At 73.8% G+C, this 12,508-nt stretch carries 6 protein-coding genes and 1 pseudogene; 3 read left to right on the top strand and 4 right to left on the bottom strand.

What is annotated here, in order from left to right; translation table 11 throughout:
- Positions 1-22: 22 nt before the first annotated feature.
- The gene (locus AB0K37_RS17610) at positions 23-4,546 is read left to right on the top strand and encodes an FtsK/SpoIIIE domain-containing protein (protein ID WP_363981719.1); all 4,524 of its coding nucleotides are present in this window, start codon (positions 23-25) and stop codon (positions 4,544-4,546) included.
- 97 nt (positions 4,547-4,643) lie between these two features.
- Here the strand turns inward: AB0K37_RS17610 and AB0K37_RS17605 are convergent, their stop codons facing one another.
- From AB0K37_RS17605 to AB0K37_RS17595, 3 genes and pseudogenes are all read right to left on the bottom strand, one after another.
- Entirely contained in the window at positions 4,644-4,913 is a 270-nt protein-coding gene (locus tag AB0K37_RS17605; protein ID WP_089314806.1) for a WXG100 family type VII secretion target, read from the bottom strand.
- Positions 4,914-5,188: 275 nt separating this feature from the next.
- The gene (locus tag AB0K37_RS17600; RefSeq protein ID WP_363981716.1) at positions 5,189-5,740 is read right to left on the bottom strand and encodes a hypothetical protein; all 552 of its coding nucleotides are present in this window, start codon (positions 5,738-5,740) and stop codon (positions 5,189-5,191) included.
- Between the two features lie 226 nt (positions 5,741-5,966).
- Positions 5,967-7,115: pseudogene (locus AB0K37_RS17595) on the bottom strand (transposase); the annotation flags it as partial.
- Between the two features lie 339 nt (positions 7,116-7,454).
- Here AB0K37_RS17595 and AB0K37_RS17590 point away from each other — a divergent pair.
- Positions 7,455-9,221: a biotin carboxylase N-terminal domain-containing protein gene (locus AB0K37_RS17590; RefSeq protein WP_363981713.1), complete on the top strand. Its 1,767-nt coding sequence runs from the start codon at positions 7,455-7,457 to the stop codon at positions 9,219-9,221.
- Positions 9,222-9,360: 139 nt separating this feature from the next.
- Positions 9,361-10,770: a hypothetical protein gene (locus AB0K37_RS17585; protein WP_363981710.1), complete on the top strand. Its 1,410-nt coding sequence runs from the start codon at positions 9,361-9,363 to the stop codon at positions 10,768-10,770.
- A 119-nt stretch (positions 10,771-10,889) separates the two neighbouring features.
- Here the strand turns inward: AB0K37_RS17585 and AB0K37_RS17580 are convergent, their stop codons facing one another.
- Positions 10,890-12,275, bottom strand: coding sequence for an NAD(P)H-quinone dehydrogenase (locus AB0K37_RS17580; protein WP_363981761.1), 1,386 nt, complete (start codon positions 12,273-12,275; stop codon positions 10,890-10,892).
- Between the last annotated feature and the right edge of the window lie 233 nt (positions 12,276-12,508).

Here is a 12,508-nt window from a genome sequence, read left to right as displayed (position 1 = left end):
CCGCGGACGTCGGAGGGCTCGGATGCGGATCTCGTTCACGGCGCTGACCGGCGGAGGCCCCCGCGACGTGGTGCTGAACCTCGACTCCGAGGCCACCGTGGACGGCGTCGCCCAGACGCTCGCCGCCACGCTGGACGGCCGCCCCGCGGTCCCCGCCCCGCGCTTCTCCAAGGACGCGCTGCTGTCCCGGGGTGCGCGCAAGGCCCTCTGGATGGACGGCCGGATGCTGGACCCGCAGGCGCTCGCCGTGAAGGAACTGCGGGACGGCGCCGTCGTGGCGGTCGAGCGGCGCGGCGCCGCCGCGACCGTGCTGACCGAGCCGACCGGGCTGGTCGAGGTGCGCGTCGTCGGCGGCCCGGCCGCCGGGTCCGTGCACCGGCTGGGGCTCGGCGTCTGCACGATCGGGTCCGGGACCGACGTCGACGTGGTGCTGGACGACCCGTCCGTCCCGGCCCGGTCCCTGCGGCTGACGGTCGAGCGCACGGCCGTCCAGGTCGAGGCGTCCGCCCTGACGATGCAGGGGGCGGTCGTCCTGGACGGGACGCCCCTCGGCGCGAAGACGGCGTGGCCGATGGGCGCGCTCCTGACGGTGGGCGCCAGCGTGCTCGCCCTCGCGCCGTGCGCCGCCCCCGACACCCACCTGGAGCCCCTGCCGGAGGGCGGCCTAGCGTTCAACCGGCCGCCGCGGCTGAACCGGCCGCGACGGGCGCGGACGCTGGAGGTGCCGAAGCGCCCCGAACGCAACCCGCGCGAGCGGCTCCGGCTCTTCGGCGCGCTGCTGTTCTCGGCGTTCGGGCTCGCCATGGCGTTCGGGCTCGGCCAGTGGTGGTGGGCGCTGTTCGCGCTGGCCTGGCCCGTGATGACGCTCGGCGAATGGCTCGGCGACCGCGTGCACGGCCGCAAGTCCTACAAGAAGTCGCTGAAGGAGTACCACCGCAAGGCGGGCGAGTTCGACGGCGAGCTGGAGCGGCTGCGGCGCGAGGACGAGGCCGAGCGCCGCGCGCTGCACCCCGACGCCGCCGAGGTCCTGCTCACCGCGACGGGCCCGCGGCGCCGCCTGTGGGAACGACGCCGGGACGACCCCGACGTCCTCCACCTGCGGGTGGGCCTCGCCGACCTGCCCGCCCGCATCGAGCTGACCGGGGACGCCGAGCCGGCGGGCGGCGCCGGAGGCGAGCGGGCGGGGCGGGAGGGGGCGTCCTCCGCCGCGCGCGGACTCCGGGTCCCGAAGGCCCGGCAGGTCCCCGTGGTGCTGCCCCTCACCGAGCTGGGCGTCGTCGGGCTGACCGGGCCCCGGCACGCCTCGCGCGCCCTGGCCCGCTGGATGGTCGCGCAGGCCGCCGCCCTCCACAGCCCCCGCGACCTGGCCATCGTCGTGCTGTCCGCCGACCCGAACGCCGGGCACGAGTGGAACTGGGTGCGCTGGCTGCCGCACTGCGCGCCGCGCGAGGGCGAGGACTGCGTGGCCCTCGTCGGCACCGACCCCGAGTCGGCGGCGCACCGCGTCACCGAACTGGCGATCCGGGTGACCGAGCGGCGGCGCGCCGCGCAGGCCGAGTCGTCGTTCTTCGGCCAGGGCGCCCGGCCCGCCGACGGCGCGCCGTACAACATCCTGATCGTCCTGGACGGCGCCCGCGCGCTGCGCCGCATCCCGGGGATGCCGATGCTGCTGTCGCGCGGCGCCGAGTACGGGCTCTACGCCATCTGCGTGGACGACGAGGAGCGGCTGCTCCCCGAGGAGTGCAGCGCCGTCGCCGCCTGGGACGCCCAGCGGCACTCGACGCTCCTGCTCCGAGGGCAGGGCCTGGACGCCGTCGGCCCCGTCCTCGCCGACCAGGTCTCCGCGACCTGGACCGACCGGGTGGCGCGCGCGCTGGCCCCCGTCCGGGACGTGTCCCGCGAGGACGCCGAGGACTCGCTCCCCGCCGACGTGCGGCTCCTGGACGTCCTCGACATGCCCGAGCCCACGGCCGAGCACGTCCTGCAGTCGTGGAACAGGACGGGCGGCCGGACGACCCGCGTCCCCATCGGCCTCGCCTCGGGCGGCCGCTACGAGATCGACCTGCGCGCGGACGGCCCCCACGGCCTCATCGCCGGGACCACGGGCGCCGGCAAGTCGGAGCTGCTCCAGACCCTCATCGCCTCGCTCGCCGTCGCGAACCGCCCCGACGAGATGACGTTCGTCCTCATCGACTACAAGGGCGGCGCGGCGTTCAAGGACTGCGCGGACCTCCCCCACACCGTCGGCATGGTCACCGACCTGGACGGCCACGCCACCGAGCGCGCCCTGGAGTCGCTGGCCGCCGAGCTCCGCCGCCGCGAGGAGATCCTGCTCGGCGCGGGCGCCAAGGACGTCGACGACTACGACGACCTGCGCCCCGCCGATCCGGGGCTGCCGGCCATGCCACGGCTCGTCCTGGTCATCGACGAGTTCGCCGCGATGGTCACCGAGCTGCCCGACTTCGTCGCCGGCCTGGTCGACATCGGCCGCCGGGGCCGCTCCCTCGGCGTCCACCTGATCCTCGCCACGCAGCGCCCCGCCGGGGTGGTGACCGCCGACATCCGCGCCAACACCAACCTGCGCATCGCGCTGCGCGTCACCGACCCCGACGAGTCCGCCGACGTCCTCGACTCCCCGGACGCGGCGCAGATCTCCAAGTCCACCCCCGGGCGCTGCTACGTCCGCTCCGGGGGGTCGTCGCCGCAGGCCGTCCAGTCGGCGCGGATCGGGGGCCGCCGCCCCGGCGCGGCGTCCGGGTCCGGCGGCCCGACCGTCCACCCGCTGCCGTGGCAGGGCCTCGGCCATCCGCTGCCCGCGCCGCGCGAGGCGGCCGACGACGCCGTGCTCGGCACCGACCTCGGCGTGCTCGTCCAGGCGGTCGACGAGGCCGCCCGCCGCGCCGGGATCGCCCGGCAGCCCTCGCCGTGGCTGAGCCCGCTGCCCGAGCGGGTCGCGCTGGCGCCCCGCACCGCCGCGGGCGGCTCCGTCGTGGACGTCCCGCCGGTCCCGTTCGGCGTCACCGACCTGCCCGCCGTCCAGTCCCGCGAGGAGCTGACGCTCGACCTCGCGGCCGGCGGCCACCTCTACATCGCCGGGTCCGCGCAGTCGGGCCGCTCCACGGCGCTGCGCACGATCGCCGGGTCCCTGGCGGGCGGCTGCTCCCCTTACGACGCGCACCTGTACGCCATCGACTGCGGCGCGAACGCCCTGCTGCCGCTGGTCTCCCTGCCGCACTGCGGCGCCGTCGTGACCCGCGACCAGCTCGACCGATGCGAGCGCCTCCTCACCGCGCTCACCGCCGAGGTGGCCCGCCGCCAGCAGGTGCTCGCCGAGGCGGGGTTCTCCTCCCTCGCCGAGCAGCGCGCCGCCGTCGCCGCCACCGACCGCCTCCCGTGGATGGTCCTGCTCCTGGACCGCTGGGAGGGCTTCCTCGGCGCGTTCGAGCACTACGACTACGGGCGCCTCGTGGACCAGGTCGTCCGGCTGCTGCGCGAGGGCGCCGCGGCGGGCCTGCGCGCGGTGTTCACCGGCGACCGCTCCGGTCTCGGCGGGCAGGTCTCCACCGTCTTCGACCGCCGCCTCATCCTGCGCATGGCCGACCCGAACGACTACGGGTACGGCGGCCTGCAGGACCGGCAGATCCCCGCCGAGATGCCGCCCGGGCGCGCCCTGGAGCCCGCCGGGCCCGGCGCGCCGCCCCGCGAGTCGCAGATCGCGCTCCTCGGGGACGACGCGTCCGGCGCGGGCCAGGTCGCGGCCCTCCAGGAGATCGCCCGGAGCTGCGTGTCCCGCTACGGCCGGCTGCCGCGCCGCCGGGGTCCCCTGCACGTGGACGAGCTGCCGGTCCGCGTCACCTACCGGGAGGCGATGTCGCTCGACCCGGAGTTCCTGGCCCCGTCGGCGCTGTGGGCGCTGGTCGGCGTCGGCGGCGACACGCTCGCGCCCGTCGGCATCGACCTGCTGGGCGAGGGCCCCGGGTTCGCCGTCGCCGGGCCGCCCCGCTCGGGCCGCTCGACGACGCTGCGGACGATCGTCCAGTCGCTGCTCGACCCCGCGGTCGGCGGCGGGCTCGTCCCGGTCGTCCTGGTGACGCCGCGCCGCTCCCCGCTGCGCCTGCTGTCGGGCCGGCCCGGCGTGCTCGGCGTGCTGACGTCCGACGCCGACGCTGCCGACCTGGAACGCGCGATCGGCGACGAGCACCGCTTCGCCGTGGTCGTGGACGACGCCGAGCTCCTGGACGAGACCGAGCTGGACGAGGCCCTCAGCGACGTCCTGCGCACCGCCCGCGACGGGGAGCACGCCGTCGTGATCGGCGGCACCACCGACGATCTGGGTCGCGGCTACCGGGGCTTCCTGTCCGACACCAGGCGCTCGCGGTCGGGCGTCCTGCTGTCGGTGGACTCGCCGGACGACGGCGACCTGTTCGGGCTGCGCCTGCCCCGCAACGCGCCGCTGGGCGGGCCCACCGGCCGCGGCCTGTTCGTGGCCGCGGGCGCCACCACCCGGATCCAGGTGGCGCTTCCCCCTCCGGTCAGCGCCGACTGATCGCGACCGGTCTCCGCCGGGCGGACGGCACCGGGCGAAGAAAAAAGGCGGGTCCCGGCCTCGGGGGGATGGGCCGGGACCCGCGGCTCGCGGAGGCTCAGCGCGTGGCGGCCTCGATGTTCTGCTGGGACCTGCGGATGTCCTGGCTGCCCTGTTCGAGGGCGACGGCCATCTTGTCGAAGGCGGTCTTGGCCTCGGCCCAGGAGGCGCGGAAGCGGTCGGCCCCGGGGCCCCACCAGGCCGCGCTGCTGCTCACGGTGCGGCCGTTGAGGTCCTTGATGAGGGCGTCGAGGTTGCGGGAGTGCTTGCTGAAGATGCGGGACAGTTCCTCTAGCTCGCCCAGGTTGGCGCCGCGCTTGTCACCCATCGCCCCGTCCCTTTCGTCGCTGATCGTTGGAACGTTTCCAGCCGCTACCGCAGGAATGGCGCCAGCCTACGCCCCACCGATCACATCCAGCCAGCGGCCCCCCGGGTATCCCCCGTAGAAACGGCCACATTCCCACCATCGCAGCTTGTCCGGATGTGGCCAGCGAGGGCGGGCCGGATGGCTTGTGACGAGCATAATTACTGCGCGTCAAGAGAGTTTCAGAGCGGTTTCCGGATGTGAATGGGGGATCGCCGAGAGAAAGGGAGAACGGCGCGTCAGCGGCTCTCGCCGAGCGGGTCGTTCACCGGGTGCGCCCCCGGGTCCAGGACCCGCTCGCCGACCATGGTGATCTGCTCGCCGGTCGCGCGGAACTCGAACCGGCGCCGCACCGACTGGGTGACCTTCCCGCGGCCGCCGAGGCCGTAGCGCATCTCCGTGTGCTCCACCGCCTCCAGCGTGATGCGGTCGCCCGTGCGGACGGCGCGGCCCTCGTCCAGGCGCGTGCGGGCGCCGGTGTAGGCGGGGCCGCCCTCGACGGGGGCGCGGTTGCGGGTCTCCAGCTCCCGGACGGCCTTCTCCTGCGACCGCACCAGCGACGGGGAGATCCGCACGCCGAGCACCTCCGTGGGGGCGGCGCCGCGGTCGCGGCCGTCCTTCTGCACGAGGGCCTGCGAGCGCCGCTCCAGGTAGGAGTTCGCGGCGACGGTGAGCTGGCGGGTGAGGTAGTCCTCCACCGCAGGGGTCTGCCCGCGCACGCCGGACGAGGGCGCCAGCAGGCAGGCGGCCAAAACGACCGCCAGTCCGGCCCGGGGCCACGGGCGAACCATCGGCCTCTCCCGCTGATCAAAGGCTGGTAGATCCGAGCCGACATTACACGGCCGGCCCCCGGGAGGAACGCCGGTTCAGTCCGCTTCGCTCTCCAGGGCGGCGACGCGCGAGCAGGTCGGGCACTTGTTTTGACTCGCTCCACGACCTGAAGGCCGGGGATTCAGCCTGTGCCGCGTGTGCGGCGCTTCTGTGGCTTCCTGTTTCACTGGGTCCTGCCTCCCGCTGGGCGGGAGGTCTTGCGGTCCCTCCGCAGGCGTTTAGCCTGTTCGCCCGTCCGGCGGCCAGGATGTTGTTGGCGGCGTTGACGTCCCGGTCGTGGACCGCGCCGCACGCGCAGGCCCACTTGCGGATGTTCAGCGGCATCGACTCGGCGACCGTCCCGCAAGCCCCGCACAGCTTGGAGGAGGGGAACCAGCGGTCGATCTTGGCGAAGGTGCGTCCGTGCCGGGCGGCCTTGTACTCCAGCATCGCGACGAACTGGGCCCAGCCCGCGTCGTGCACGGATTTGGCGAGCCGGGTGCGGGCCAGACCATGCACCGCAAGGTTCTCCACGTAGACCGCTTGGTTGTCGCGGATCAGTTGGGTGGAGAGCTTGTGGTGGTGGTCGCGGCGCGCGTCGGTCACCCGCGCGTGCAACCGGGCGACCCTCGCGGCGGCCTTGCGCCGGTTGGCCGACCCCTTGGTTCTGCGGGACAGGGCCTGCTGAGCCTTGCGGAGTTTGCGCTCGGCGCGGCGCAGGAACCTGGGGCTGCTGATCTTGCGGCCGTCCGACAGCACCGCGAAATGCGTCAGCCCCAGATCGACGCCGACCTCGGCCGCCGTGTCCGGCAGCGGCTCGTCGGCGGTCTGGACGACGAAGGAGGCGAAGTACCGGCCCGCCGTGTCCCGGACCACCGTCACCGATGACGGCACGGACGGCAGCGTGCGGGACCATCGCACCGGCACGTCCCCGATCTTGGGCAGGCGCAGCTTCCCGCCCGCGGTGATCTTCCAGCGGGCGTTGCGGGTGAACCGGATCGCCTGCCGCCGGTCCTTGCGGGACCGGTACCGGGGCGCCGCGACCAGACGGCCCTTCCGCATCCCCGATACCGACGCGAAGAAGTTGCGGTAGGCGGTGTTCAAATCCGCCAGAGCCTGCTGCAGGACGGCGGCCGAAACCTCGCCCAGCCAGGCCCGCTCGGGGGTCTTCTTCGCTTCGGTAATGACCCGCTTGGACAGCTCCCCGTCCGACGGGTACGCCAGCCCGGCCGCATGCGCCTCTTCACGTGCGCGCAGGGCATCGTTGAACACCACCCGCGCGCACCCGAACGCCCTGGCCAGCGCTTGCTGCTGGCCAGGGGTCGGGTAGAGCCGGAACCGGTACCTGAGCTGCACACCCCCGATCCTAGATTCGGTCTATGACAGATCGAGGCGATATCCGGAACACCACGGCACTGCATCGAACAGCAGGCCAGCCGGATTGGGCCACGCTCGGGCCTGGCTGCGGACGTCTTCTTCTCGGCCACGGTGGCTCCTCTCATGCCCGCACGGGGGGACTCGTGCCGCGGGCTCCCGGATGAGACGGAGCGGAGCCTCGCGCGGATCCCCCTGGGGGTACCGCTTTCTGGGGAAGCCTCCCACTATCCGGGACCTCGCCCCCAATAAGGAGGGGCTTACGAAAACCTGGGATCGGGGTTATCTAGACTGCCTGCGAGGTTGAAGGAGGAGACCCACGTGCGCAAAGTCCTGATCGCCAACCGCGGCGAGATCGCGGTCCGTATCGCCCGTGCCTGCCGCGACGCGGGGCTGGCCAGTGTGGCGGTGTACGCCGAGCCCGATCTGGAGGCGCTGCACGTTCGGGTCGCCGACGAGGCGTTCGCCCTCGGCGGGCGGACGGCGGCCGAGAGCTACCTGGACATCGACAAGCTGCTGAAGATCGCCTCGGAGTCGGGCGCCGACGCCGTCCACCCCGGCTACGGCTTCCTGGCGGAGAACGCCGACTTCGCCTCGGCCGTGCAGAACGCGGGTCTGACCTGGATCGGTCCCCCGCCCGCCGCGATCACCGCGCTCGGCGACAAGGTGCAGGCCCGGCACATCGCCCAGCGGGTCGGCGCGCCGCTGGTCGCCGGCACCGCCGACCCGGTGTCGGGCGCGGACGAGGTCGTCGCGTTCGCGCGCGAGCACGGCCTGCCCATCGCGATCAAGGCCGCGTTCGGCGGCGGCGGGCGCGGCCTGAAGGTCGCCCGGACGCTGGAGGAGGTGCCCGAGCTGTACGAGTCGGCCGTCCGCGAGGCCGTGGGCGCCTTCGGGCGGGGCGAGTGCTTCGTCGAGCGGTACCTCGACAAGCCCCGGCACGTGGAGACGCAGTGCCTGGCCGACAAGCACGGCAACGTGGTCGTGGTGTCCACCCGCGACTGCTCGCTCCAGCGGCGCCACCAGAAGCTCGTCGAGGAGGCGCCCGCGCCGTACCTGTCCGAGGAGCAGCTGGAGCTGCTGTACTCCTCGTCCAAGGCGATCCTGAAGGAGGCCGGCTACGTCGGCGCCGGGACGTGCGAGTTCCTCGTCGGCCAGGACGGGACGATCTCGTTCCTGGAGGTCAACACGCGCCTGCAGGTCGAGCACCCCGTCACCGAGGAGGTCGCCGGGGTCGACCTCGTGCGCGAGATGTTCCGCGTCGCCGACGGCGAGGAGATCGGCTACGGCGACCCGGAGCTGCGCGGCCACTCGATCGAGTTCCGGCTGAACGCCGAGGACGCCGGGCGCGGGTTCCTGCCCGCCGTCGGCACCCTGACGGCCTGGCACCCCCCGACGGGCCCCGGCGTCCGCCTGGACGCCGGCTACGAGGCCGGGCAGACCGTCCCCCAGGAGTTCGACTCCCTCATCGCGAAGCTGATCGTGACGGGCGCGACGCGGCGGCAGGCCGTCGAGCGGTCCCGCCGCGCCCTCGCCGAGTTCGTCGTCGAGGGCATGCCGACCGTCCTGCCGTTCCACCAGGCGGTGCTGGACGACCCGGCGTTCGTCCCGGCGGACGACGAGACCCCGTTCAGCGTCCACACCCGGTGGATCGAGACGGAGTTCGACAACCGGATCCCGCCCCACGAGGCTCCCCCCGCGGGCGAGGAGGACGAGGGCGAGCGCGAGCGCGTCACCGTGGAGGTCGGCGGCCGCCGCATCGAGGTCGTCCTGCCCGCCGGGTTCGGCGCCTCCGCCGCCCCCGCCGCGGGCAAGGCCGCGCCCGCCAAGCGGCGCGGCGCCAAGAAGGGCGGCGTGGCGCAGGCGTCCGGCGACTCCCTGGTCAGCCCCATGCAGGGCACCATCGTCAAGCTCCTCGTCGAGGAGGGCGCGACCGTGGCGGCCGGCGACGCCATCGTGGTCCTGGAGGCCATGAAGATGGAGCAGCCGCTCACCGCGCACAAGGCGGGGACGCTCACCGGCCTGTCCGCCGAGGTGGGCCAGACCGTCTCCGCGGGCGCCGTGATCTGCGAGATCAAGGACTCCTGAGCGCGCCGCCGGCCGCATCGCCTCCAGGGCCCCGGCGCTCCGGGTCCCTGGAGGGAATGGGGTGCGGCGCCCGTCCGCCCGTGCGCAAATCCGTCCCGCGAAGGACGTATCGGCGCGTCCACGTGGGCAGACTGGGAGCATGAGCACCGAGAACCGGGCCGTGCGAGCGGCTCGCGGGGGCACCGCCGCGGCGATCATCGCCGCGGTCGCCGTCCCGGCGTTCGCCCTGGCCGCTCCGGCGGGCACCGCCGCCACCACGCAGGCCGCCACCACGCAGGCCGCCACCACGCAGACGACGGCGATGTCGACGGGAACCGCCGTCCGGGCGGCGGCCCCGCGGGCGGCGGCGGACGACACCGTCGGCCAGATCGCCAAGGGCCTGATCGACTCGCGGCTGTTCGTGACGAGCGGCGCCGGGAACCCGCTGACCCCCGCCGACCGGAACGAGATCGAGACCTCTCTCGGCGGCGACAGCGACGCCGACATCCGCGCCGTCGTCGTCCGCAACGACGTCACGGGGACCGAGGTCCGGCAGCTGCTCCCGGCCGTCGCCGAGCGCGTCGGCAAGGGCGGGACCTACGTCGCGGTGACCGCCGACGGCGCCCGGATGGGCGCGATCTCCAAGAAGCTGGACCGCGCGGAGATCAACCAGCTGGTCACCCGCACCGAGGGCGCGCCGCTGAAGCAGCGGCTGATCCAGTTCGGCGGCCTCGCCGAGAAGAAGGTCGACAGCGACTCCAGGTCCACCGCGACGATCGGCTACGTGCTGCTCGGCGTGCTCGTGCTCGTCGTGGCGGCGATCACGGCCGTCCTGCTCAACGCCCGGAGGAGGCGCCGGGAGCGGGCGGCGCGCGATATGGCCGACCTCAAGGCGGGCGTGCAGGAGGACGTGACGCTCCTCGGCGAGGACATCGCCCGCCTCGACCTGAACGTCATGGACAGCGGCCTCGATCCCGACACCCGCGCCGACTACGAGCGCGCGATGAACTCCTACGACCGCGCCAAGTCCGCGACCGAGCGCGCCGCCCGGCCGCAGGACATGCAGGAGGTCACGACGGCGCTGGAGGACGGCCGCTACTACATGACCGCGACGCGCGCCCGGCTCGCCGGCGACCCCGTGCCCGAGCGGCGCGCGCCCTGCTTCTTCAACCCGCAGCACGGGCCGTCCGTCCAGGACGTGACGTGGGCGCCGCCCGGCGGCGTCGCCCGCTCCGTCCCGGCGTGCGCGGCCGACGCGCGGGCCGTCCTGCACGGGAGCGACCCGGACGTCCGCATGGTTCCGGTCGGCGGGGGGCGGCAGCCGTACTGGAACGCCGGTCCCGCGTACGCGCCCTACGCCGGCGGCTACTACTACGGCTACGGCGGCGTCGACCTGCTCAGCGGCTTGCTGATCGGCACCGCGCTCGGCTCGATGTGGGGCGGCGGCTTCGGCGGAGGCGACTTCGGCGGGGGCGACGGCGACGTCGGCGGGGGCTGGGACTTCGGCGGAGGCGACTTCGGGGGCGGCGGCGACTTCGGCGGAGGCGGGGACTTCGGCGGCGGCTTCTGAGGGGTGTCCCCCGTGAGCAGGACACCTCGCCGTTGGATGGGCTCACCTCGCTGAGGGCGTGGGTCTACGCCCTGCGCTACTTCCAGCCGGATCTCCGGACGGCCCGGCCGGGCGCGCCGTTAGTAGGCGTGCTCGGCCATCAGCCGGCGGGACGCCTCGGTGATGCTGCCCGACAGCGACGGGTAGACCGCGAACGTGTGCGCCACCTGGTCGACGGTGAGGTGCTGCTGGACGGCGATCGACACGCCCAGGATCAGCTCGCTGGCCCGCGGCGCCACGATGACGCCGCCGAGCACGATCCCCGTGGACGGGCGGCAGAACAGCTTCACGAAGCCGTCCTCGAAGCCCTGCATCTTGGCGCGCGCGTTGGTGAACAGCGGCAGCATGACCGTCCGGGCGTTGACGTCCCCGGAGTCGACCATGTGCTGCGTCACGCCGACCGACGCGACCTCGGGATCGGTGAAGATGTTGGAGGACACCCAGCCGAGCTTCAGCGGCTGCACGGCCTCGCCCAGCGCGTGCCACATCGCGATGCGCCCCTGCATGCCCGCGACGGACGCCAGCATGAGCACGCCCGTGCAGTCGCCGGAGGCGTAGATGTGCGGGACGGACGTCCGCGACACCTTGTCGACCTCGACGAAGCCGCGCGCGTCGCACCGCACGCCGACCTCCTCCAGGCCGATGCCCCGGGTGTTCGGGACCATGCCCACGGTCATCAGGCAGTGCGTGCCCTCGACCTTGGTCCCGTCCTCCAGCGTGACGATCACGCCGTTGCCCGACCGCTCGACGGCCGCCGCCCGCGACCGCGACATGACGTTCATGCCGCGCCGCAGGAACACGTCCTGCAGGACGGCGGCGGCGTCGGCGTCCTCCGTGGGCAGGATCCGGTCGCGCGAGGAGACCAGCGTCACCTTCGAGCCGAGGGACAGGTAGGCGCCCGCGAGCTCGGCGCCCGTCACGCCGGAGCCGACCACGATCAGCTCCTCGGGCAGCTCCGGCAGGTCGTAGAGCTGGCGCCAGTTCAGGATGCGCTCGCCGTCCGGCTCCGCGCCCGGCAGCACGCGCGGCGTCGCGCCGGTCGCGATGAGCACGATGTCGGCGCGGATGCGGCGGTCGCCGACCGCCACGACGTGCGGCTCCACCAGCCGCGCCTCGCCGCGGACGATCTTGACCTCCTCGTAGGCGAGCCGTTCGGCGACGTCGAACGACTGGGCCCGTGCGAGGTCCTTCACGCGCTTGTTGACGGTGGCCATGTCGGCCTCGAGGGCGCCGACGATCCCGTCCGGGCCGCCGTTGAAGCGCAGCCCGAGGCCGGCCGACTCCGACATGACCGCGATGCGGGTCGAGGTGGCGATGAGTGTCTTGGAGGGCACGCAGTCGGTGAGCACGCACGCGCCGCCCGGACCGTCCCGTTCGACGACGGTCACGTCGGCGCCGAGCTGCGCCGCGACGAGCGCGGCCTCGTAACCGCCCGGGCCTCCTCCGATGATCACGATGCGGGTCACATCTTCCATTGTTTCCTACTCACGGCAGTGAAAAGTCCGCTCCGGACCCTTTCTTCCTGCAACAACCCCGGAGTGGCCCATCAACCGGTGTGGCGCGTTCCCTGTGGGGGGCGTCCCCCACACCCCCGAGCCTTACTTGGCGCGTTCCCTGTGGGGGGCGTCCCCCACACCCCCGAGCCTTACTTGGCGCGTTCCCTGTGGGGGGCGTCCCCCACACCCCCGAGCCTTACTTT

Origin of the sequence: Actinomadura sp. NPDC049753, from assembly GCF_040674655.1 — a bacterium.
Taxonomy (GTDB): Bacteria; Actinomycetota; Actinomycetes; order Streptosporangiales; family Streptosporangiaceae; genus Spirillospora; species Spirillospora verrucosospora.
This window is presented reverse-complemented; position numbering and strand designations above follow the sequence as displayed.